This window comes from Edaphobacter sp. FHG110511_03, from assembly GCF_059115365.1.
In genome coordinates this window covers 715,903-739,302 of the sequence record NZ_JBZYWL010000001.1, presented here as the reverse complement: position 1 = coordinate 739,302, position 23,400 = coordinate 715,903, and the positions used below count along the sequence as shown (strand labels likewise).

Below are 23,400 nucleotides of genomic sequence, written 5' to 3'. Positions count from 1 at the left end.
AACGCCTGCAGTTCTGTGAAAGAAAGATCTCCTAAAGTTTTAGTTGACAAGCAGGCAGGAGCAGACCTATTGTCCTAAGTAATTAGGAGAAAAAATGGGCCGAAAGGAAAATGATGCGTTGACCAAGCTCGAGCTGAAGATCATGCAGGTGATCTGGAAGCAGGGCTCGAGCAGCGTCTTGACCGTTCAGGAAGCTCTGGAACAGCCGCTTGCCTACACAACGGTGCAGACGATGTTGAACATCCTGGAGCGCAAGGGCAAGCTGAAGCGCAGGCTCCGTGGCCGCGCCTACGAGTACAGCGCAACGGTAACGGAGTCGAAGGCGGTGAGCCATGCGGTTCGCGACCTGGTAGATCGGATGTTCGGAGGCTCGAGCGAAGAACTGGTGATGAGCCTGATCAAGAGCAAACAGATCGATGCCGAACAGATTGCCAGGCTCAAGCGAAAGCTCGAGGAAGGGGGCAGCGAATGAACGGAGTCGAGAACTGGGTAGTTGGATATCTCGTGAACTCGCTGTGGATGGCCCCGCTGGTATTTGCAGCAGCGTGGATAGCGAATGTGGTGATGCGGAGGTCCGGTGCCCAAGCCGTGCACAGAGTATGGGTCGTCGCGTTATGGATGGAGGCACTGTTGCCCGCGTTGCAGATTCGGTTGGATGAAGCATGGCGTGTGGCACTTGCGCTCTGGCAATGGGGCAAGCTGGGTGGTGGCGGCGATGTGCATATCACGGTAGCGGCAAATGTCGCGCACGCTCAAGGAGGTGTGCAGCTTCCGCATTGGCTGCTTCTTACGGTTGTTGTGGCTTATGAATTGAGCATCCTCTATTTTGCGGCTCGACTCGTGTGGGGGGTATGGAAGACCTATGCGATGGAACGCGAGGCGAAGCCCGTTGAGCTGGGGAACGCGATTGCTGCTCAATGGGAGCGGCACAAGAAAAAAGCCGACGTCAAAGATGCGGTGCTATCGGTTTCCCCGAAGACGCGCGGCCCCGCAACACTGGGAATGAGTCGTGGAGTCCTGGTGGTTCCGCAGGGGTTCTTCGAGAGCGTCGAAGAGAGCGAACTGGATACAGTGATGGCGCACGAATGCGCGCACATACGAAGGCGCGACTTCGCGAAGAACGTGTTGTACAGCGTAGTTGCATTGCCGGTGGCGTATCACCCGCTGCTGTGGCTGACCTTTTCACGGCTGACAGAAAGCCGGGAGATGGTGTGCGATGCGATCGCCGCCGAGATCATTGCGGGCCGCGAGAGGTATGCGAGGTCCCTCCTGCGGCTGGCTTCGCTGTTCGTCGAGAGCGAGCCGGCCAGGACATTCCACGCCATCGGAATCTTCGATGCCAACAGCCTTGAAAGGAGAGTCATGAGCCTGATGAGAGGGAAGCCAAAAACTGGATGGGCGCTACGCGGCGCGATGCTGTCGGCGTGCGTGGCGATTGGAGCAGCGACCTGTGCTTCGGCATTGGCGCTCCGCATGGATGTGAGTGCGGAGAAGAATGAGAAGGCAGCGAATCGAGTGGTAAAGGTGGCTCCGGGTGTGATTGCAGGACAGGTAATCGAGCAGAAGGTGCCGGTATATCCCGCTGAGGCGAAAGAGAAGCATATCGAGGGTATGGTGGTACTGAAGGCGATTATCTCGAAAGAAGGAGCCGTGGAGAATCTACAGATTCTCAGTGGGCCTAAAGAGCTGTGCCTCTCGGCTCTTGATGCGGTAAGGGAGTGGAGGTTTCGGCCGTATGTACTCAATGGTGATCCTACCGAGGTGGAGACGAGCATTACGGTGACCTACAGCCTCGAAAAAAAATAGACCCCGAGGCTAGTATCCTTTAGCGACCGAGGCCATGTCTTCAAGGCAAAAGACCTCTTTCAGCAACCCTTAGGAGTACGTTTTATACGTACTCCTTTGTTTTGGTCAGAACTCGACTCCACGCCGGGCGAGGATGCCTTCCCTGGTAGGCGTGCTTGACCTCGCGCATCTCGGTGACGGTGTCGGCAAGCTCGATCAAGGTGGGGTTGGGCGTTGCGGCCGGTGAGGATGACAGGGACCATCTCAGGTTTCTGGCGGAGGACCGCGGCGACTTTTTCGAGCGAGAGCATCTTGTAGCCGATGGCGTCGTTGATCTCTTCAAGGACGACGAGATCCCAGTTGCCGGAGAAGGCAGGAGAATAATATTTATCTCTCGGCGAACCGTTTATCCGCTAATGACCACAGTGATAGGGATGTCCGGCAAGAATAGTGAAGGCACGATAAAGCTGTTCTGCGAGGACGACGCGAGCGAGCTGATGCGGCAGCGTGATGCGGCCGAATGAGAGGAGAAGGTTTGCGCGAGCACACCCTTTTTCCGACCAGCCATCTGCCGGACCAACCGCAAAGATGAGGCGTTGCGTTCCGGAGTCACGAAGCCGCCCAACGGTTCCGGCAAGTTCTTCGGACGAGAGTTGCTTGCCGCGGCTGTCAAGGAGGATCAGGTATGCAGGAACGCGGGCGGCTGGACGGTCCAACCAATTCAAAAGGTCTGACTCAGACTCGAAATTCCGGAGATCACAAGATAGATAACGATTGATTCGACTTACGTAATCCGCTGCCATGAGTGCCGGAGGATCGGAACGGGACTGGCTGCGACGAGGGTACACGGATGCCAAATCGATAGTCACGAGTTTAGCTTCCCGTTTTACGAGTTATTTGTATAGAGGGAGAGCTTCCATGAAGGGGACTGGTCTCAAGACAAATCTTCCATTTTTGGAATTATTTAAATTTTTTTTGGAGTTATTGGTCGCTCCGGAGCTTCAAAGAGGGAATTTTTATTGGAAAAACGGCATATTCATTTGGCCAAAAGATTGCTCTTTAGAAACCAAAGTAACCTTGTCCTTTTAAGAACAGCTTCTTCCCAGAAAGCCGTTTCTCGCTCCCCAAAGAGGTATTTGAAGGTATGATGCAGCGTCTAAGACTTCTTTTTGTTTTGCTTGCTTTTATCTGTTTATCGGCCCAACTTCAAGCGCAGGCGGTCTCAAGTGTTACCGGTGTGGTTGTGGACCCGTCCGGGTCGGTTCTGACTGACGCGGTAGTTACCCTTGCGAATCCAGCGACGGGAGTGGAATACAAGGCGGTTACGAATTCTGCTGGCTCCTACAGAATTACGAACGTGCCTCCTGGTCCTGGTTACACCATTGAGGTGACTCACAGCGGATTCAGTTCCTTCAAGGTCGAGAACGTCTACGTGAATGTTGCCAATGTCGCCAGCAGGAACGTGACATTGTCACCGGGGACGCAGGTTGAGGTTTCGGTGAGCGCTCAGGGACAGGGCGTTACGCTGAACACGGAAGACGCGACGATCGGCAACAACGTTCAGGTGGAGAAGCTCAATGAACTGCCGGTGCAGAACCGGCTTAGCCCCGCTGTCCTCTTCAGTCTGCAGCCTGGTGTGACTATTGATGGGTCGGTTACGGGGGCACGCTCGGACCAGAATTTTGTCTCGGTAGACGGCCTGGATGTTAACGATCTAGCGACGGGTCAGTTCGGACAGATTAATGGCGGCGCCCCGGTGGATTCAGTTCAGGAGTTTCGCGGCACGGTAGCTGGTTTCACATCGTCTACCGGATTTGGCGGCGGCGGCCAGTTCGCGCTGGTGACCAAAGGCGGAACCAACGAGTGGCATGGGCAGGCGAATATCTACCATCGCGACAACTCGACTACGGCGAACGACTGGTTCAATAATCTTGCGGGCATTCGCGCTCCCAAGCTGGTCCGGAATCAATTCGGCGGCAGCATTGGTGGACCTATTAAGCACGACCGCGCCTTCTTCTTTTTTGATTACACAAACTCCCGTACGGCACAGCAGTCTTCTGTCCTGCGTGTGGTTCCGCTGCCGTCTTTCCTGGCCGGCAATGTCTCCTACATCAATAATGGATCTGGATGCAGCCGGACCAGCCGCCAGAATACCCAGCCGAGCTGTATTAGTCAGTTAACGCCAGCACAGGTAAGGGCGATGGATCCGGGGGGAATCGGCGAAAGCCCGGCGATCCTGAACCTGCTCAAGTCGCGCTATCCAGCGGTGAACGACGTTACGGCTGGGGATGGGGTCAACTCGGGCGGCTATCGCTTCAACGCTCCGTACTCGACTTTCACGACTGCTTATGTTGGCAGGGTCGATTACAACATCACCAGCTCCATGCGTTTATGGGGCCGAGGTACGGTAACGCGGGGAAACCAGATCAACAGTACGCAGCAATTCCCGGGCGACCCTGCTGCGAGCGAACTTGTAGATCGCAGCTATGCGTACGTTGGCGGGCTGGATTGGCAGATCAGCACCAACAAATTCAACCAATTCAACTATGGCTCAACGGTGCAGGATTGGAATTTTCCGAGGCCAAACAACATATTAGGCGCCAACCAGGCCTCCTTTGCGGGAGGAACTACGACCCTTTTTGACCGCCCATTTTCCAACCCTTCGAATGCGCAGGGACGACACATTCCCATTCCACAGGTCCAGGATAATTTCAGCTGGACAATAGGAAGGCACTCGCTATCCTTCGGCGGTACATTCAAGTGGATCAACACCCACGAGTACTCAACCATCGACTATAACCAGCTTGCGCTTGGATTGGGCGGCAATGTTCAGGGATTGAACTCGGCTCTGCGGCCTAATGATTTACTTCCAGCCAGCACAACGGCGCAGGTGACCTACGACAGCGCGTTCGCGACGGCTCTGGGCAGAATAGGAAGCGTAGGATCCGGCTTCAACTACGATACCAGCGGCAACGCTCTTCCCCAGCTCACCGGTTCGCAGCGCACGTACCAGTACTACCAGACGCAGATCTACATTTCGGACGCATGGAAGGTAACGCCGCATCTGACATTGAAGTACGGTTTGAGCTATCAGTACTACTCCGTGCCTTACGAGACTCATGGGCTTGAAACGGCCCAGACCGCCTTCACCTTCGACAAATACATCGCCGATCGCGTATCACAGAGCCAGTCCGGGGACACAGACCCGGATGCGCTTCCCTTCCTGACCTACTCTCTGGGGGGCCCGAAGAATCATGGGCCAGGGCTCTATCAACCGGACCGCAAGAACTTCGCTCCCAACGCGGCCTTCGCATGGAATCCGAGCTTTGATTCAAAGACGGTGTTCAGCGGTGGAGCCGGCATGGTGTATGACCGCACGATCGTGAATGCTGTTCAGTATCAGCAGGATCAGTACAACTACCTATTCCAGCAGAGCCTTCAAACAAACTATGGCAGCGGCAAAGATCCTGCCGGCTCCCTTAAAAGCGATCCCCGGTACGATTCGGTCCCGGCCATTGCCGCGCCTGCCACGCCAAAGCCTCCCTTCACACCCTATGTGGATGCTGGCGGTCCCTTCGGCCTCGCCATTGGACAGTTCAGCCAGATGATCGATCCTAAGCTGAAGACGCCTTACTCAATCATGGCGAACTTCGGAATCCAGCATGAGTTTCCGGGATCGACACTATTGAAGGTCAGCTGGGTGGGCCGTTATGGCCGCCGGCTTCTGGCGCAGGCCGATTCCAGCCAGCTGATCGATTTTCCCGACAAAGCCTCGGGTCAGCTGATGGGCGATGCCATCGGTAACGTGACCCAGCAGCTTCGTGCGGGCGCCGACCCGACCAACCTTCCCGCACAGCCCTGGCTGGAGAACTTGCTTCCCGCCGGCCTTGGCGTTGATAACGGATACTCGAACACGACTTCGCTGGTGGCGGATAACCTTCAGTCCCTTCTTATCAAAGGCGACTTCGCCGATACCGTTCAGCAGCTCGCCTCAGGCTTTGGGCTGCCGTACAACGTCGGCATGTCTTCGCAATTTGCCGGCAACGTCGTGTTCACCAACAAAGGTTTCTCAACGTACAACGGTTTGCTGGTTTCCCTGCAGAAAAATTTGACGCAGGGTCTTCAGTTTGACGTGAATTACACCTGGGCACATTCAATCGATAACACCTCGTTGCTTGCGAACGATCAGGCTATTAGCGGCTATGGCTTTATCTGCGATGTGCTGCGTCCACGTTTGTGCCGGGCCAACTCGGACTTCGACGTAACCCACTACATCACCGGCTACATGACTTACCAACTGCCGTTCGGCCGTGGCCGCACTTACGGCGGGAACATTCCCTGGTTGCTGGATGAGGTGGTTGGCGGATGGAATCTGAGCAACATTGTGAGCTGGCACAGCGGCAATGCGTTCTCGACTGTTTCAAGCGCGTTTGTTGCGGGCTATGCCAACAATGCTGCCGCAATCTTCACAGGCGACTCGTCTGACATTCAGCGCAAGGTGCACAAAACGTCGGGCGGAACGCTGTCGTTGTTCGCTGATCCGACTCGCGCTGCAAATGCATTTGTGGGGCCTGTCGGATTCCAGATTGGACCGCGTAACTCACTACGCGGACCACAATACTTCAACCTGGATACCGGACTGGCGAAGACCTTCAAGGTCGTACCGGAATGGGGACTAAACCTACAGTTCCGGGCCGATGCATTCAACATCCTGAATCACCCCAACTTCGCTGTGCCGGATAACAACAGCGACTATGACGACATCACTAAGCCGAGCAACTTCGGCCAACTGACGTCGATGGTCGACTCAACTGGAAGGCCTACCGCCATCTCGGGTAACACCGGCTCGCGTGTGGTACAGCTCTCGGCGCGCGTGCAGTTCTAGAGGCCTCGCCATAAGAGTAGAAGGCCACCAGAATTCATGGTGGCCTTCTACCATTAAACGCTGGATTTTCTTGACGAATTCCCGTTTGTTTAGGGGCGGCGGGTAGACTTTGCCGCAGGCTTCCTCGTGGTGGCAGCTTTTTTTACGCGCCTCGCGGAAGGTGTCGTTACAGCCTTCTTTACCGCAGTTTTTTTAGCCGGCGCCTTGGCCACTTTTGTGGTTTTCGTTGCCTTTGCGGCTTTCTTTATCGCCTTCTTCGCAGAAGTCTTGCGAGTGGCGGCGATCTGGGCTTTTACCTCTGCATTGATGTCATCCACTGAGAGCGTCGTGGCGGATTTGCGCAGGCGCTCGAGGCCGTAGAAGGCGCGCTTCTCTGGGGAGAAGACGTGGACGATGAAGTCGACGTAGTCCATCAGGACCCACTCGGCCTGGCGGCGGCCTTCGACGGAGTTTGGATAGACGCCAAACTCCCGTTTGAGGCGCAGTTCGATCTCGTCGGAAATGGCGAGATTCTGGCGGTCGTTGGTGCCGTTGCAGATCAGGAAATAATCGGCGAGCCCACTCTCGGCTGGGTCGAGCGCGAGGATGCGAATCTCTTCGGCTTTTTTGTCTTCGGCGGCCGCGGCGGCGGCCAGCAATAGCTGATTGCTTTCAATCGAGGGCATGCGGCTCCTTGGTTCCATGGTAGCCGGTCACGTCCCTCGATGCCAGCCCATTGCGTGCTATCCAACAAGGCTTAAGAGGGATTTCTCGAGGGATGGACTGAATCGCTGGCCGGGAGTGACCGATAGAGGTGATGCTGGCGGATGTATTGTTCCACCGAAGGCTCGAGAGCATCATCACAATCTTCTCCGAGCGCAAGCCGGCGGCGCAGCTCGGTTGCCGAGACGGCGTCCTGAACCGTCTCGATCCGATGGATCCGTTTGCGCTGAGCCTCCGTGAGGTCAAGGGAGGTCAGGTTGCCGAGAGAAGAGCCCGGCCTACTGACTACAATCCATTCGGCGAGTGCGAGCAGCCGTTGCGGCTCCCGCCACTGACTCAGCGAGAGGAAGCTGTCGGCTCCCACCAGACTGAAGATCGTCGCTGCAGGCATCTCGGCGCGGAGAGTTGCCAGGGTATCGACCGTGTAGTTGGGGGTGCCGTCCGGGAGGGGGTCATCTATAGTCGAGGCCTTGAAGCGGGGATCCACCTGGCAGGCCAGCTCGACCATTGCGAGGCGGTCGGAAAAAGGAGTAGTCTCACAGCCCTCTTTCAGGGGCTGCCGCCCCACGGGCGCAAACAACACAGTGTTGAGTCGGAAGGCGTCCGCCGCCGCCCTGGCGATAGCGAGGTGCCCGCGATGGGGAGGGTCGAAGGTGCCTCCGAAGAGAGCTACGCGCATGCCGCCAACGCTACCACAGGCTGCGGGTCCCGGTTACCAGATCCGCAGCACCAGGCCGGTAGTAAAGATCTTTGCATTAATCGACTGACTCGAGACCGCGCTGTAGTCGAATTCGACTACGCGCCAGTCAACGCGCGGAAAGATAGTCATATCCAGGCCTGCCAGAACCTGGTAATTGAAATGCGTGTTTGAGAGGCCCTGATTTTGTACGTTACCCGCGCCCACGAGACCTTCTACGTAAGGCCGGAAAGGGAGAATGGGGGCCTTGAATGCGAAGCGGGGACCGACGGCTCCGGTGTAGTAGTGGAAGTCGCCACGGGAAAGAAAGGATCCACGAACATCGGCGCCGATGCTGACAATGTTCGCCGCGTAGCCCGTCTGCTTATAAGCGCCGACAAGGGGACCGTAGGCCCAGTTGGTACCCGGGGCTCCACCGATGGGAGCACCGCTGAATCCGGCGTATACCGCAATTTGGGCTTGAAGCGCTGCGGGAACCAGAAACAAGGCAAGAGCAAAAAGTACAGTGAGAAAACGATTCATGGGAGGGCCTCCTGTTCAGGCTACCGCAGCAACGGTGACTCAGTTTAAGTAAGGCCGGATACGAACCCGATAGAACACTCTGTCTTTCAGTGAGATGCGGCACGCATTGTTTGCGGCAGTCTGAAAAGGAGTGGAATCTTTAGATAGCCTCTGTGAGATTCAGTGTGATCGATCCAATCGATTGTCACCAGGTTCAGCGGGTAACAAGGCAGCCGAGGACTATCGCGCCGAGCTAAACACTCCCGGCCGCGAGCGTGAAAAAGACGCGTGCGTGTTCAAAAGGATAAGTGTTCATTTACGAACGATTGCTTCCCATATACGGACATCGGGAGTTGGTATATGTCTTTCAAGTTGCTGAAAATGAATGCCATTGTAATGGAGTATGAACTGCTGTCGAGACGGAAGAATTCATTGTCATCTGGAGTCGAACCGCATGCGGAATATCTTGAGCGACCTTCAATATGCCTTGCGCCAGCTGCGTCGATCCCCTGTTTTCACGCTGACAGCAGTCCTCACGCTGGCGCTTGGGGTAGGAGCCAATACGGCGATCTTCTCGTTGCTGGATCAAGCCCTGTTACGTTCTCTGCCGGTTCGCGATCCTGGGACCCTTGTTTATCTCCAGGGCACGGGTGATTCGTGGCGAGGCCATACGAGCAACCATGGCGGCGGAGTGGAGTCGTACTTTTCCTATCCGATGTATCGCGATCTGCGCGATCAAAATAAGGCGTTCGAGGGACTGGCAGGAACGTCGACGTCGACGGTCGACCTCGTGCGCGCGGCGGTATCAGAGTTTGCGCAGGCAGAGATTGTAAGCGGAAATTACTTCACGATGCTGGGAGTGCAGCCGGCGCTGGGAAGAGTGTTCACGCAGACGGAGGACCAGCAGAAAGATGCGGCTCCGCTAGTTGTGGTGAGCTTTGATTACTGGCGCAACCACATGAACTCTGACCCGGCGGCCCTGAATGAGACAATCTCGCTGAATGGTCATCCGTTCAAGATCATTGGTGTATCGGCTCCGGGGTTCCGCAGCGCGGTGTGGGGAGAGACGCCAGCGCTTTTTGTGCCGATGGCGATGATTGACCAGGTGATTCCGGGGCAGGGCAGAAGGCTGACTGATCACACCGATCGCTGGATGAACATCATTGGACGCCTAAAGGAAGGGGTGGCGATAAAGCAGGCGGAGGCGATGAGCGCACCGCTGTGGCATGCGCTAAGAGCAGATGAGCTGAAGGCGTTGGGAACAACATCGAAACGATTCACGGATGAGTATCTGACGAACAGCCGCTTGAAAATACAGCCTGCGGCGAGGGGGTTTTCTTATAATCGCGAAACCTTCGCGACTCCACTGACGGTTGTAATGGCTATGGCCTTGCTGGTGCTGCTGATCGCCGCGGTGAACGTGGCCAGCCTGCTGCTGGTAAGGTCAACGGCGCGGGTGCGGGAGTTCTCCCTGCGGTATGCTCTGGGCGCAAGAACCGCACGGATCGTGCAGCAGCTTCTATTGGAGGGATTGCTGATTGGCGTTGGTGGCGGCCTGGTGGGAATACTGCTCGCCCCAGCGGCGATTCGAGTGCTGGTGCATCGCATGGGAACCGCATTTGTATCCTCTCTCGACGCGCGGCTACTTCTGTTCAACTTTGCGATTGCAATTGGCGTAAGTATCTTCTTCAGTCTTGCGCCTGCGCTGCAGACACTGAAACCGGACTTGATGCAGGCTCTGCGAACGCAGGGCGCAACGGGATCAAGCAAGATGCTTGGCTTCAAGCGCGTTGTGGTGGGAACGCAAATCGGGTTGAGCCTGCTGCTGCTGGTGGGCGCAGGGTTGTTTGTGCGAACGATGCAGCAGCTTCGCTCGTTCGACGTTGGCTTCAAAACGGATCATCTGGTGGGATTCGCGCTTGCGCCAAAGCTGGCGGGTTACGATCTCGAGAGAATTCCTGCGATGCGGCTAAGGACGCTGGAGAGTCTCGGCGCGATTGCAGGAGTGGAGAGCGCGGGTGCGGCGAACAGTCCGCAGCTGGGGAACAGCGCCCACAGCGGCAACGTGGTCTTTGCGGGTTACGAGCCTGCTCCTGACGAGGACATTAATATCGAAAAGACGAACATCAGCTCTGGCTTTCTTGAGACGTTGCGGGTGCCACTGATTGCGGGGCGGGCGCTTAAGGAAGAGGACAACGTGAACCATCCCAGGGTTGCGGTTGTAAACGAGACGCTAGCGAAGAGATATTTTGGTTCGGCGGCCAAGGCGGTGGGGCAGAAGCTCGCCGATGGCGGGCCTTCGAAGCCGGCCTTCGATACTGAGATTGTCGGGGTGACGCGCGATTTCATTCACGCGGACCTGCGCGAGGCGGTAAACCCTGCGATGTTCATGCCGCTGGATCAGGCGACAGGTCCAGACGTAACCCGATCGATCTACTTCTATACGCGGACACGCGTGGAACCGGCGACGATGTTTGCTTCGATACGCCGTTCGGTTGCCGCAGTCGACCCGATGCTGGCGATTGACAACCTGCGCACGATGGATGAGCAGATCAACATGGATCTCGCGAACGATCGGCTGATTGCACTGTTGGCAATTACGTTTGGCGTACTTGCTACGGTGCTTGCCGGTATCGGCTTGTATGGTGTGGTGGCGTATACGACAGGCCAGCGGACAAAGGAGATCGGCATACGGATGGCGCTGGGTTCATCGCGGTGGTTGATCTCGCAGCTTGTCTTCCATGATGTGCTGCGGCTTGCGGGCGTCGGCATCCTCGTCGCGCTGCCGATTGCAGTGCTGCTGGCCAGGCTGGTCAGAAGTCAATTATTTGGGGTGTCGCCGGCAGACCCATATGCATTTTCAATCGCGATTGGTCTTGTGGCCCTGGTTGCGACGATAGCCGCGATTCTACCGGCGCGCAGAGCTGCAGCAGTTGATCCTTCGGTGGTGTTGCGGGCGGAGTAATGGGTCGACACTAGCTTATGTGGGACAGGGAGAAACAGGTCTGTCCACTTCGCAGGGCTTCTTCGCCAGGCAATCTGGAATCGTTAACGTCGGCTGCGACGAGCTGAGGCTGCGGGGGGAGGATACGCGGGCTTCAGCTTTGCAGCAGGTGCCGGTTCCGTTTCGATAGGTGCCGGACGATGCTCAGCGACGGCAGCGGCGATGGCGTATTTGAGTGCCTCGATACCCTCACCAGTCACAGCCGAGATGAGATAGAGCTGGAGCTTGCGGCGCTTGGCGTACGTGGTCAGCTTTTTGAGCTTGTCCGGGTTAGCGACGTCCGCCTTGGAGGCGACAAGGATGGTGGGCCGTTTCGCGAGCTCGGGATCGAAGCTGGCGAGCTCTTGAGTGATGACCTTGAAATCCTCCACGGGATCGGGGCGGGCATTGCCTTCGGTTGCCTCAGAAGCGTCGGAGACATCGATCAGATGGACGATAACACTAGTACGCTCAATGTGTTTCAGGAATTGAACGCCGAGACCGGCGCCAAGATGGGCACCTTCGATCAGGCCGGGGAGATCGGCTATGGTGAAGGATTGTTCATGGGGCCACTCTCCCACCTTGACGACGCCGAGATTGGGTTCGAGGGTGGTGAATGCATAGTTGGCGATCTTGGGCCGGGCGGCGGAGAGTCGCGAGATCAGAGTCGATTTGCCGACGTTGGGATAGCCGACCAGGCCGGCATCAGCGAGGAGACGGAGTTCCAGGCGAAGATGCCGCTCTTCTCCGGGGCGGCCAAGCTCGTGCTCGCGAGGCGCCTGGTGCGTGCTGGTAGCGAAGTGCTGATTACCGCGCCCGCCGCGTCCACCGCGAGCAACGATGACGGTCTCGTTGGGCCGCGTGAAGTCGTGGACGAGTTCGCCAGTGTCCTCATCGTAGACAAGGGTTCCTATAGGAACTTTGAGCAGAAGGGGTTCGCCAGCGTGGCCGGACATGTTGGAGCCCATGCCATGCTCGCCGCGGCCTGATTTGTGCTCTGGATTGAAGCGGAAATGAACGAGAGTGTTGTGGCTGAGCGATGAGGTCATCAGGATGTCGCCGCCGTGGCCGCCGTCGCCCCCAGAAGGTCCGCCGCGGGGAACGAACTTTTCACGCCGGAAGGCCATGCAGCCATTACCACCGTCGCCAGCCTTGATTCGGATTTTTGCTTCATCAATAAACATTTTTCATATTCAGTTTACAGGGCCCGCGCTAAACTACACGCATACAAAGACTGTTCCGTTGTACGTGAATGTGCCCTGACCTCTATAGGGATACGAAAAATATAGAGATTAGACGTAGGGAGCCATTCCGACATCATGATCCGGACCGACTCATTCACCCATGGTCCGGCCGTACCCTTCCGATAAAGGGTAATTCATTGTGAATTCATGATGATGAGAAGTCTTTTGTCTATCGACACGATGACAACGTTAGAGAGACCCTGCGCCAGTTTGGGCGTGAGCGGCTCAGCTTTTTAGGAGACCCCTTAATGAAGATCAAAAATTTTATGCGGCACGCATTGATAGCAATGCTGTTTGGCGGAGTTTGCCTCTCCGGCCATGCGCAGTCGACCACGCAGGGAGCCATTGCAGGAACGGTAACGGACGACACCGATGCTGCGATTCCCAACACCAAGGTTGTAATCCATAACAATGCGACCAACGCCGATGTGCTGCTAAAGTCTGACGACTCGGGCCTCTACCGTGCGCCACAGCTTGCCCCGGGCACCTACACGGTAACCTTCACCCAGCCCGGATTTCAGGAGCGTCGCGAGACCAGTGTCATCGTCGAGGTCAACTCTGTCACGACCCTGAATCCCCACTTGAAGACGGGTGATGTCAACACCACGGTCGAGGTTACGGCCGAGGTCCCGGTGCTGAAATTCGATTCGCCTGAGTTTGGCGGACATCTAAACAACAATGAGATTGAGAATATTCCGATCAACAACCGCCGTTGGTCCTCGCTTGCGCTTACGACCCCCGGTGTGACCAACGATGCCAGCGGCTTCGGCCTGCTGAGCTTCCGCGCCATCAGCGCGGTGTTGAACAACGTCCAGATCGACGGCGCCGACGACAATCAGGCGTTCTTCTCCGAAGAGCGTGGACGGACCCGTGCCGGCTATTCCACCTCGCAGGTAGCGGTTCGCGAGTTCCAGGTGAACACCGGCGTCTACTCGGCTGAGTTTGGCCGCGCAGTAGGCGGCGTCGTCAACTCGGTGACCAAGAGCGGCGGCAACCAAATGCACGGCGAATTGTACTTCTACAACCGCAACTCCAGCCGGTCAGCATTCGTACCGGGCGCGACCAACACCACCTTCAGCCCCACGGCCGGCTATGTCACCTCTCCCTATCGTCCGAAGGACAATCGCAACCAGTACGGATTTGGTGTCGGCGGTCCGCTAATCAAGGACAAGCTCTTCTGGTTCTATGCGTTCGATGCCTATCGTCGTAACTTTCCCGGCACTGCAAAGGCTAACGACCCGAAGACATTCTTCGTCAATGCGGATGCAAATCTACCCAGTGGACAGACCTGCAATACGACGACAGGCCTCATAAGCGGTGGCAGCGGAACCCCGACCTCTGGAAACTCAGGCGCGTGTCTTCTCGCAGCTCGACTGAAATATGCCGGTGGCTTTGCTCAGGGCGCGACTAACTACAACAATCAGCTTCAGGGCCTACTCACGAACCTCGGTTCGGTTCCTCGCTTTGGCAACCAACTTATCAACACACCAAAGATCGATTGGCAGATTAACCCGAAGCACCATGTCAGCTTCCTCTACCACCGCCTTCGTTGGGATTCGCCCGGCGGCGTGCAGACGCAGGGAACCAACAACTACGCGATCGATACTTTTGGTACGGACTTTGTGAAGCTGGACTACGGCGTGGCGAAGCTCGACAGCGTCTTCGGCAACAGAGTGAATAACGAGATTCGTTACCAGTACGGCCGCGAGCTGAACTGGGAAGGTCTCCAGCCCTCAAGCCAGTACACGCAGAACAATCTCATCAACAATACCGGTCTCGCTCCTGAGGTCGCGCTCAACACAAACGTCGGATTCTTCATGGGAATGCCGTACTACAGCTTCCGTGTGGCCTATCCTGACGAGCGCAAGTGGCAGATCGGCGATACCGCCAGCATCCTCCTTGGCAAACACAACCTTCGCGTAGGTGAGGACATCGTCCACAACTACGATCTACAGAACAACGTGTACGAGGGCAATGGCTACATCAACTACACCTCGACCGTGAACTACTTGTCAGATCTCTTGTCGAAGGGCAAGACCTGCAACGCCTCTGGCAGCGGTGTCGCAGGCTCCACCGCGGCAACCTCCTTTCCTTGCTACTCCTTCTATGCGAACGGCTTCGGTCCGGCTGTCTTCCAGATGACCACCGTCGACTACGGCTTCTTCGCGCAGGACGACTGGAAGCTGACTCCGACCCTTACGCTGAACCTGGGTGTCCGTTACGATTACGAGTCGATTCCATCGCCCTTCGCTGGTCTCAACGGAACGGCTGCCGGAACGCTTCCGATCACGACCTCGCATCCCAGCGACAAGAACAACTTCTCGCCTCGCATCGGATTTGCCTATGATCCATTCGGCTTGGGCAAAACGGTGGTTCGCGGTGGTTTCGGAATGTACTTTGGACGTATTCCAAACGCGGTCATCCTGAACGCGTATGAGAACACGGGTTCGCCAAACAGCCAATCGACGCCAAGCTTTACCACCTCCAACACGTCAGCTGCGGCTCTTCCGACCCTGCAGACGGCTCCCACCGGTCCTGCACCGGGAACCCGCACCGCGTATTACCTGGACAATCATCTTCAGAACCCTTACACCGAGCAGTTTGACCTCGCAATCCAGCAGGACCTTGGCCACCAGAGCGTTCTCTCGCTCAGCTACCTGGGCACTCTCGGACGCGAGCTCCCAAACTTCACCAACTACAACCTTGACGCCACCAAGACCTATACCATTCCGTACACCGTAAAAGCCGGTTCGGACGGAACCTGCGGTCCTCTACAGTGCGGTACAACTTACAACGTAACCGGGTATGCTGGCCGTCAGATCACGAGCACTGGAACTACGAATCTGGGTGCGATCGATCCAACCTTCGGTTCTGTAACCGGTGTGGTGAGCAACATCAACTCCAACTACCACGCGATGAACGTCGACGTGACGAATCGCAGCTCCAAATGGGTCAAGTTCGACGCGAACTATACCTGGGCTCACGCTTTGGACTTCAGTCAGAACCAGTTCACGGCAGCCAGCGTGAACAACTTCATCGACCCCTTCGCGAATCCGCGCAACAACTACGGAACTTCGTCGTTGAACGTTCGGCATAGGGCGGTCGTGTGGGCAATCTTGAATGCGCCCGGAATTCATGGTGACACTGCCTGGAAGTATCTTGCGAACGGCTGGTCGATTAAGCCGCTGCTGCAGATGCAAAGCGGTCTGCCTTACTCAGCGGTCTCGACCGGCACGACTCCGCAGTCCTGCTACAGCTCTGCCACAAACCCAATCCCAGTGGGTGTTACTTGCTTCGCACCGGCTGGAACAGGTATCGCGGGAACGAGCTCCTCGTCTTCCTACCTTCCATTCCTCGGTCGTAATACCTTCACGATGCCGCGCACGATCCTTGTCGATCTGCGCGCTCAGAAGGACTTCACCTTCATGGAAAAGTACAACCTCCAGCTGATCGGCGAGGCGTTCAACCTGGCTAACCACCAGAACGTGACCGGAGTCAACGGCACGGGTTACGCGATCTCGACCACACAGGGGACCACGCCAGGAGCTACCACCAATTCGTTGACGTATCAGCCGGCCTTCGGAACGGTGACCAATGCAAACTCGAACTATGCCTATGGTCCTCGTGTAATCCAGTTGGCCGCCCGAATCGTCTTCTAGCGACTGTCTGCTTTTCGGACCTGACAATGCGGCAGCCTCGGCTGTCGCATTGTCTTTAAGCCCTACATCTTTTAGGGGCTTTTCTGAACCGCTGAAGTTGGCTAATCTGCGGCTGTCTCCTTAACTCCCTTGAGCGAACCAGGTTTCCTGGAAGGCTTTCGGGTGGGAGGGAGTGGTCGGTCTCGACGCGTCCGATGCCGTGGTCGTGTAGAGCAGGAACCGACAGACCACTGGTGGAGAAGACATGTTCGATCGTCTCGGGCTCACTGGAGCTCGCGCCGTAGCTGAGGCGAGAAGAGTGCAGCGAAACATTCTGCTGATCTTTCTTGTTCTTGCGACATCACTGCCCCATCTTCATGCCCAAACTTCTGTGGAAGGCGTCGTACGGGGTATGGTCCTCGATCCGGCAGGAGCTGCCGTCGCAGGGGCAGTAATTCGTATTGAAGATGCTCGTCGCGGCCTCGCCTTCAATACGGTATGCAATATCCAGGGCGAATTTATCTTTTCGCATGTGCCGGCAGGCACGTATGTCGCAGCTGTTCAAGCACCGGGCTTCACAACCGTCGTTCTCGAACGGATTTCAGTGCAGGTTGGAGGCATTACCGACCTCGACCCTCGTTTGAGGGTTGCGGGCGTGCAGACATCTGTGACCGTAATCGACACTCTAGAAGACAGCGGGGGTGTGAGCCTTGAACAGTATTCGGGCACAGCAGTTGCAAGTGTGATCGGCACATACGAGATGGACGGACTGCCAGTGAACAGGCGTCGATGGCAGAGCTTTGCATTGCTGACCCCGACCGCGAATGCAGATGACCAGGGCGGAGACTTGCTCAGCTTTCGCGGGCTTGCGGTGACGCAGAACAATACCACGGTCGATGGAGTCTCCGACGATCAGAGTTTTCAGGCTGTTCCTCGCGGCATGGGGATCATCAACGATAGAGAAGCCAGCGAACAGACCGGAGCAGAGCCGGGAGGAGCTCGACGCAATGCGGCTTCGTGGCGGCGGGCCGGCGCGGCTTATATCTTTTCGCAAGAGGCGGTTCGCGAGTTCCGAGTAAACACCCAGAATTATTCCGCTCTCTATGGGCATGGGGCCGGTGGGGCGATTGCGACAATTTCGAAGAGTGGAACCAACGACCTGCACGGCACGGGCTTCTATACCGCGCGATCAAGCGCCTGGAGCGCAACAAATCCCTTCTCTATTGCGACGAACTACCAGGATGGCTTGATAACCACCAACTATATAAAACCGCACGATCTTCGCCAGCAATTTGGTGGTACGCTCGGCGGAGCGTTGATTCATAACAAGCTCTTTTATTTTTATGCCTTCGACCGGCAACGAAGAGGCTTTCCCGCAATCGGCGCTCCCTCCAACCCAGGTTTCTATAGCCTGACCGCGATGCAGAGCGCGTTGCTCGCGAATAGGGGGGTCTCGCAGGCGAAGGTGAATGCGGCTCTGAATTACCTGAACGGTCTGACGGGAAAGGTGGATCGGCGAGATGACCAGACCATCAACTTTGCCAAGCTCGATTGGCAGGCAACATCGCGAAATCGAGTGAGCGCGCAATACAATCGCGCTCGATCCGCTTCTCCGGCGGGTCTTCGGGGAGCACCGGTCGTCGATCGTGGCACAGCGAGCCTCGGCAGCGGCTTCGCCAAGGTTGACGCAGCGACGGCGCGGTGGACGTGGATAGCCTCGGCGCATTTCAGCAATGAGGTGCGTCTTGCTTACGGGCACGATCTGCAGTATGAGCAGGCGCAGACGCCATTACCGCAGGAGCCCGCGATCGGGCCCGGTGGCTATGCTCCGGAGATTGCAATTGGGCCGGATGGCTTGACGTTCGGAACGCCGGCAGGCGTAGGCCGCGTCGCCTATCCCGACGAAAAAAAGGTGCAGATCGTCGATATCGCTACATGGGCATTCGGACATCATCTTCTGCAGGCAGGCGTCGATTCGAGTTTTGTTTACGACAACATCAGCGCATTGAACAATACGGTCGGTACCTTCCACTACGATAGCGGCACGACGAACGGCCACGCGGGCGGGGTGGTTGATTGGATCACGGATTACACCTTCAACGTTCATGCCTACCCGAACGGCGGCTGTCCATCGATCTTCGCGGCGACCCACAATTTCTGCTTCCGTTCTTTCACGCAGAGTTTCGGCGAGCAGAGTGTTGCCTTCCGTACACAGGAGTGGGCAGGGTTTCTTGAAGACAACTGGCGGATAAGACCGGGGCTGACCGTGAATGCCGGGCTGCGCTACGAGTATGAGCTTCTACCCCTTCCGCAGAGCCCGAATCCGGCTCTGGACGCGGTCTTCGGAGAGCGAGGCGCGACGAGCATTCTCCCGGAAGACAGGAACAACTTCGGCCCACGCATCGGCGCATCGTGGGCTCCGTTCGGTTCGCGACGCGGCGTCGTCCGCATCGGCTATGGCCTGTATTATGGTCGAGTTCCAGGAACCATATTGCAGAGCGCGTTGGTCAACACTGCGAAATCATCCTCAGCGACTCACATCAGCATCACTCCCAACACCATCACTTCTTGTCCGCAGGTTGCCAACCAGGGTTTTGGATATGTTTGCACGTATGTAGCGGTCCCTCCTGCGGCAGTTACATCGACGACATCCGCCACGGTGTTCAGCAGAAGGTTTCGGACGCCGATGGTTCAGCAGGCAAGTCTTGCGGTGGAGCGCAGCGTCGGCGCGGGTGTGGTTACAAGCGCGACCTACCTGATGAATATTGACCGTCAACTTTCCGGTGCTGTCGACCTCAACATTGCGCCTTCCACTGTTGCGAGAGCCTTTCAAGTCCAGGGTGGCAACAGAGCGGCCGGGGTTCAGAACGGCGAACTTTTTGTGATTCCGGTTTACACGGCACGGATTAGCGATCGATACGGACCGGTAACTGCGATAACCTCTGACATCGGCGCAAGCTACAACGCGTTGGTGGTAGAGGCGCGTAGACGAAATCGCAAAGGCCTGGAGTTTCGCGTGGCATGGACGTGGTCGAAAGCAATCGATCAGGGACAAAACGCCGGGGCCACGCCGCAAGGCAACTCGCAGTTCGACCCGTTCACGGTGCAGTATGACAAGGGTCTGTCGCGACTGAACTTCCCTCACAAAATTGTCGCCAGCGCAGTGTGGGAGCCAAGGTTGCGAACCTCGCAACGATGGCTGTCGCGTGCAGCGAATGGGTGGACGGTCTCAGGGATCTTCTATGAGACCAGCGGAAGACCTTATAGTTACGAGATCTTCGGCGGCACGCGATTGACCGGTGGCCGAGAAAGCATCAATGGCTCCGGGGGCGCCGTCTATCTACCCACCGTGGGAAGAAATACGTTGCGTCTTCCTGATACAGATCGCCTGGATATGAGGTTGGCCCGCGTCGTCCACGCTGGCGAGAGGATGCGTGTGCGTGCCACTATCGAGGCATTCAACGTGGCCAATCATGTGAGCTACACAGGGGTGCAGCAAAGAGCATTTCTCGTCGGTACGCCCGCAGCTAACGGAGTTGTCCCACTGATCTTTCAGGATGCGGCAACAGTTACGACCGAGGGATTGAACGTGCTTCCGTTCGGAACCTTTACAGCTTCGACAGCGAATAATTCTCGAGAACGGCAGGTTCAGCTTGGCCTACGGGTTGAATTTTAGGTGGGCCGATTAGATTAAATGTTCGGGAATCGAAGCCCGACGATTTCCACAGCCACCTCACTTAGCGAGGTATTTGGCTTCCTATCTTTCTGAAGCGATGCAAGATCTCCATCTACTGTCTTCTTTGGCCATCCACGCCTTTCCTGGCATCTAACAAGAGGGGGAGTGTGCAATGGAGTGGAAACACAATGGATGGAAGAACGGCAGCGGTTTTGGAAGGAATAGAAAAGCACGGTCAGGCGGTTAAAAGATTCCGATCACTGTGTGATATGCACCAGGTTCCTTTTGGAGGGGCTGAGAATCTAAGCGATCTCATTCATAGTCTGAGGGAAGATCGGCACTTCGCCATGGACTTCTGGGCGATGGTAGGAGACTTGAGTGCTCAGGAGCGCGGATCGCTTACAGACGCGGAGATGCTGGACGCTATCGTTGAAGGATCGTCGGGCCTCAGTCTAGAGCGCTTGATTCAAACAACAGAAGACCTACCCGAAAAGGCTGCTCTGCTTAATGAACTGGAACAAATGCTCGCGGGCGTGGATGTAGGCTCCCCTGTATTGCCAGATGTAATCGTCGAGCCGATAGATGCACTGCTGTCTGAAACAGAGACGAAACCAACACAAGCTCATGAACCAGATGTGCATCCGCGAATAGAGTCGCGTCCTGTTGTATCAAAAGTGGATATTCCTGACGTGTCCGGGGCACGGCACACGATTGCAGAGACGAGACCAACGCAAACTCATGAATCGGCTGCGCAATCTCATGAACCGGATGTGGATCCGCGAATAGAGTCACGTCCTGTTGTATCGAAAGTGGATATTCCTGACGTGGCCAGGGCACGGCACACGATTGCGGAGGCTCTGCTTCGGTTGGAAGAGACCAGCCGCGAACTAAGAGATCAGTTGGATGCGATTGAACAGATCAAGGGCCGAGAGACCATGACCCAGGATGTTGCCCGATCTCCAGCCCTCCGACCGTCGAGCCACCAACAAGAAGGAGAACATCGTGAACAGGCTAATGAACCGGAGTTGCCATTCACGCCAAAGATAACGAAGCCCATTGATACTCTTCCTTTCGACCCGAGATCGAAGCAGGCCACCGAGCCGACTGTAGCTGCTGTAAAAAACATTGCGACGGCAGCTACCGACGTGGCCCAGCCGATTTTTCGGCCTCCGCCTGTGAACGAGCGACAGGTTTTCACGCCGCGTCCGGTTCACAGTCTCTCCCGCCGAGGACTTGCGCCTGCCGAAGATGGAGACGACGATCCTTCCATCGTCGTACCTCTGGCCGCATACGCGGAATCCCACAGGCGTGGTTGGTTCACTGGGGCTGCGGCTCTAGTAGTCCTATTGGTGCTTGGAGGTGCTGTGTGGACTGCGGTAAGCCACGGATATGCGGAAAGCCTGATAGCTCACTATGGACCGGCCGCCCGAGAAAAAATGGAACTGTTTCGCGGAGAGTTACGCGATCTGAAAAATAAGGGATCTGCTTCGAAACCAAAAATCTCCCAAAAGCCAGTCTCTCCTGTGAGCCCGGCGCCCCAGAAGCCTTCTAATCCCGTAGCAACCGCAGCGTCTTCCGGACCTAAGATGACAGCCACTAAAAGCGCGGATTCTACGCCGCGCGAGCCGACGAAGCTCCCTTCTCCGAGGAACGCACCTCCCACGGTTCATGCAGCGAGTGCTCCAGCTGCGATTCGGCAACAATCTGCGCTGGTCGACGAAAATGCTATTCGGGTGCCGTCCTCAACCATGGAGGCAAACCTGGTGGCGTCACGGGTTCCAATTTACCCGGATGCGGCGAAGGCGATGGGAATCGAAGGCCCGGTCGTCCTCGAGGTCACAATCTCTAGATCGGGAACGGTCGATTTCGCACGCGCAGTCTCGGGAGACCCGCACTTGCGAGCCGCTGCTGAAGAGGCAGTGATGAAATGGAGATACAAGCCCTACAGTTCGCAAGGAAGAGCGGTTGAGGCAGCAACCCAGGTTCGTGTCGTCTTCAAACTTCCCGCGTACTAAGAAACAGAGTCAAGAGACAGCCGTCCGGGCTAAAAGAAGAGAGCTTCCATATGGAAGCTCTCTTCTAGGTCACTAAGTCACTACGTTATTTTCAAAGAGTTCTATTTAACTCCCTCACGCAGTAAGGCATCGGCAGACCATAAAACAGGTGCCTGGCCATGGAAGTCGCCGGTACGCCGTTTTCGCTGGTAGTAGTACTCGAGCGAATCCTTCTTGCCGGTTCCCTCACATACCTGTGTGACGTCATAATTCTGATCCACGTAGCCGACGACTGCAATCCATGCTTTGCGGGCCGCCGGACCGTAGGCCTTCGCATCCAGCCAACCGTGTTTGACGCCTGAGATCATACCGAAGGCGAACATCGCCGAGCTTGAGCTCTCGGGCCATGCATCGTCTTTGTCGATCAACTCGCGCCACATGCCGTCTTTGCCTTGATACTTCAGCAACGAGCTCATCATGAGCTTGTAGCCCTTCATGATGCGGGCGCGATCCGGGTGATTCTCCGGCAGCTCGCTGAGCATCTCGGCCATACCGGCTGCCACCCATCCATCCCCTCGTCCCCAGAAGTACTTGACGTCAGGAGCGTGGTAGAAGAGGCCGTTCGGTTGCTGCAGCTTGTCGAGATAGGAGACCATCTCCTTTGCATCTCGATCGAGATACTTCTTGTCGCCTGTCGCGCGATAGGCTTCGAGCTGCAACATGACGAGCATGTACATATCGTCGATCCAGTAACGCGTCTCTGCGGACAGACCGTCGGGTTGAGGATTCTCCCACTGCCGGTCAGCCCACCAGAGACCCTCCTTCAAAAACTTCTGATCTTTGGTCTGACGCGCGATCTCAAGTGGGGCAACGCCGAAGATGGAATCATCGACATGGCGTCGTACCGGCCGCCGCTCAGCCTCGGCGCCTCCGGGCAGCAGCGGCTCAAATTTCTTGATCAGCTGATCGCGCAGTGCGGTGTCATGGGTGAGCTCGGCGAACTGAAGCGCGCCATACCACGTGCAGATCTCGGAGTAGTGAATGGTCTTGGTGTACTGGTGCGGGCTGGTTACGAAGTGATCGGCCAGGTGCTTTCCGACCTCCTGCGGGCTGGTTCCTGCGGGCCAGTTGGTGAAGTAGTTTTCCTGCGCGCCGGCCGTCGCAGCAAACGAACAAAGAAGCAGAAATCCAGTAAACACGCCTTTCAAGGGCATCCTTATATTCCTTCCGTAAATCATCTTTCCGTTGCGGCCATTCTAAACATCGTTGCCTACGACTGCCTATAGTACCAAACA

At 56.5% G+C, this 23,400-nt stretch carries 14 protein-coding genes; 7 read left to right on the top strand and 7 right to left on the bottom strand.

What is annotated here, in order from left to right; all coding sequences use genetic code 11:
• Positions 1-94: 94 nt before the first annotated feature.
• Together AC5S26_RS02825 and AC5S26_RS02820 are read left to right on the top strand one after the other, a co-directional pair.
• Entirely contained in the window at positions 95-472 is a 378-nt protein-coding gene (locus AC5S26_RS02825; protein WP_494183334.1) for a BlaI/MecI/CopY family transcriptional regulator, read from the top strand.
• Entirely contained in the window at positions 469-1,806 is a 1,338-nt protein-coding gene (locus tag AC5S26_RS02820; RefSeq protein WP_494183333.1) for a M56 family metallopeptidase, read from the top strand. The genes AC5S26_RS02825 and AC5S26_RS02820 overlap by 4 nt, the downstream gene beginning before the upstream one ends.
• 59 nt (positions 1,807-1,865) lie before the next feature.
• Here the strand turns inward: AC5S26_RS02820 and AC5S26_RS02815 are convergent, their stop codons facing one another.
• Positions 1,866-2,096 (bottom strand): hypothetical protein, encoded by a 231-nt coding sequence (locus AC5S26_RS02815; RefSeq protein ID WP_494183332.1) that lies wholly within the window; start codon positions 2,094-2,096, stop codon positions 1,866-1,868.
• Between the two features lie 102 nt (positions 2,097-2,198).
• Positions 2,199-2,588 carry a 23S rRNA (pseudouridine(1915)-N(3))-methyltransferase RlmH gene (locus AC5S26_RS02810; RefSeq protein ID WP_494184594.1) on the bottom strand — a complete coding sequence of 130 codons (390 nt, stop codon included), beginning with the start codon at positions 2,586-2,588 and terminating at the stop codon, positions 2,199-2,201.
• 341 nt (positions 2,589-2,929) lie between these two features.
• On the opposite strand from AC5S26_RS02810, the gene AC5S26_RS02805 reads away from it, so the two are divergent.
• Positions 2,930-6,670, top strand: a complete 3,741-nt coding sequence (locus AC5S26_RS02805; protein WP_494183331.1) for a carboxypeptidase-like regulatory domain-containing protein — start codon at positions 2,930-2,932, stop codon at positions 6,668-6,670.
• Between the two features lie 89 nt (positions 6,671-6,759).
• On the opposite strand, the gene rsfS is transcribed toward AC5S26_RS02805, so the two are convergent.
• The 3 genes from rsfS to AC5S26_RS02790 all read right to left on the bottom strand — a co-directional run bounded on the left by rsfS (position 6,760) and on the right by AC5S26_RS02790 (position 8,591).
• Positions 6,760-7,335, bottom strand: a complete 576-nt coding sequence (gene rsfS / locus AC5S26_RS02800) for a ribosome silencing factor (protein WP_494183330.1) — start codon at positions 7,333-7,335, stop codon at positions 6,760-6,762.
• A gap of 71 nt (positions 7,336-7,406) precedes the next feature.
• On the bottom strand, positions 7,407-8,051 hold the full coding sequence (gene nadD, locus AC5S26_RS02795; RefSeq protein ID WP_494183329.1) for a nicotinate-nucleotide adenylyltransferase: 645 nt from the start codon (positions 8,049-8,051) through the stop codon (positions 7,407-7,409).
• A gap of 33 nt (positions 8,052-8,084) precedes the next feature.
• Complete coding sequence (locus tag AC5S26_RS02790; RefSeq protein ID WP_494183328.1) at positions 8,085-8,591, bottom strand: hypothetical protein; 507 nt, start codon at positions 8,589-8,591, stop codon at positions 8,085-8,087.
• Positions 8,592-9,024: 433 nt separating this feature from the next.
• Between AC5S26_RS02790 and AC5S26_RS02785 the strand changes: the two genes are divergently transcribed.
• On the top strand, positions 9,025-11,535 hold the full coding sequence (locus tag AC5S26_RS02785) for an ABC transporter permease (RefSeq protein WP_494183327.1): 2,511 nt from the start codon (positions 9,025-9,027) through the stop codon (positions 11,533-11,535).
• A gap of 83 nt (positions 11,536-11,618) precedes the next feature.
• Here the strand turns inward: AC5S26_RS02785 and obgE are convergent, their stop codons facing one another.
• Positions 11,619-12,737 (bottom strand): GTPase ObgE, encoded by a 1,119-nt coding sequence (gene obgE, locus AC5S26_RS02780; protein WP_494183326.1) that lies wholly within the window; start codon positions 12,735-12,737, stop codon positions 11,619-11,621.
• Between the two features lie 308 nt (positions 12,738-13,045).
• Between obgE and AC5S26_RS02775 the strand changes: the two genes are divergently transcribed.
• From AC5S26_RS02775 to AC5S26_RS02765, 3 genes are all read left to right on the top strand, one after another.
• Positions 13,046-16,456, top strand: a complete 3,411-nt coding sequence (locus AC5S26_RS02775) for a TonB-dependent receptor (RefSeq protein WP_494183325.1) — start codon at positions 13,046-13,048, stop codon at positions 16,454-16,456.
• 244 nt (positions 16,457-16,700) lie between these two features.
• Positions 16,701-20,111, top strand: coding sequence for a TonB-dependent receptor (locus AC5S26_RS02770; protein WP_494183324.1), 3,411 nt, complete (start codon positions 16,701-16,703; stop codon positions 20,109-20,111).
• Between the two features lie 269 nt (positions 20,112-20,380).
• Positions 20,381-22,126, top strand: coding sequence for an energy transducer TonB (locus AC5S26_RS02765; protein WP_494183323.1), 1,746 nt, complete (start codon positions 20,381-20,383; stop codon positions 22,124-22,126).
• Between the two features lie 101 nt (positions 22,127-22,227).
• Here AC5S26_RS02765 and AC5S26_RS02760 read toward each other — a convergent pair whose 3' ends face one another.
• Positions 22,228-23,319, bottom strand: coding sequence for a glycoside hydrolase family 88/105 protein (locus AC5S26_RS02760; RefSeq protein ID WP_494183322.1), 1,092 nt, complete (start codon positions 23,317-23,319; stop codon positions 22,228-22,230).
• Positions 23,320-23,400 lie beyond the last annotated feature (81 nt).

What these genes read in the sequence shown, in the direction of transcription:
- rsfS (WP_494183330.1), bottom strand. Translation starts at nt 7,335, where the DNA reads ATGCCCTCGATTGAAAGCAATCAGCTATTGCTGGCCGCCGCCGCGGCC.
- AC5S26_RS02825 (WP_494183334.1), top strand. Translation starts at nt 95, where the DNA reads ATGGGCCGAAAGGAAAATGATGCGTTGACCAAGCTCGAGCTGAAGATC.
- obgE (WP_494183326.1), bottom strand. Translation starts at nt 12,737, where the DNA reads ATGTTTATTGATGAAGCAAAAATCCGAATCAAGGCTGGCGACGGTGGT.
- AC5S26_RS02815 (WP_494183332.1), bottom strand. Translation starts at nt 2,096, where the DNA reads ATGCTCTCGCTCGAAAAAGTCGCCGCGGTCCTCCGCCAGAAACCTGAG.
- nadD (WP_494183329.1), bottom strand. Translation starts at nt 8,051, where the DNA reads ATGCGCGTAGCTCTCTTCGGAGGCACCTTCGACCCTCCCCATCGCGGG.
- AC5S26_RS02775 (WP_494183325.1), top strand. Translation starts at nt 13,046, where the DNA reads ATGAAGATCAAAAATTTTATGCGGCACGCATTGATAGCAATGCTGTTT.
- AC5S26_RS02805 (WP_494183331.1), top strand. Translation starts at nt 2,930, where the DNA reads ATGATGCAGCGTCTAAGACTTCTTTTTGTTTTGCTTGCTTTTATCTGT.
- AC5S26_RS02785 (WP_494183327.1), top strand. Translation starts at nt 9,025, where the DNA reads ATGCGGAATATCTTGAGCGACCTTCAATATGCCTTGCGCCAGCTGCGT.
- AC5S26_RS02790 (WP_494183328.1), bottom strand. Translation starts at nt 8,591, where the DNA reads ATGAATCGTTTTCTCACTGTACTTTTTGCTCTTGCCTTGTTTCTGGTT.
- AC5S26_RS02820 (WP_494183333.1), top strand. Translation starts at nt 469, where the DNA reads ATGAACGGAGTCGAGAACTGGGTAGTTGGATATCTCGTGAACTCGCTG.
- AC5S26_RS02760 (WP_494183322.1), bottom strand. Translation starts at nt 23,319, where the DNA reads ATGCCCTTGAAAGGCGTGTTTACTGGATTTCTGCTTCTTTGTTCGTTT.
- AC5S26_RS02810 (WP_494184594.1), bottom strand. Translation starts at nt 2,588, where the DNA reads ATGGCAGCGGATTACGTAAGTCGAATCAATCGTTATCTATCTTGTGAT.
- AC5S26_RS02770 (WP_494183324.1), top strand. Translation starts at nt 16,701, where the DNA reads ATGTTCGATCGTCTCGGGCTCACTGGAGCTCGCGCCGTAGCTGAGGCG.
- AC5S26_RS02765 (WP_494183323.1), top strand. Translation starts at nt 20,381, where the DNA reads ATGCACCAGGTTCCTTTTGGAGGGGCTGAGAATCTAAGCGATCTCATT.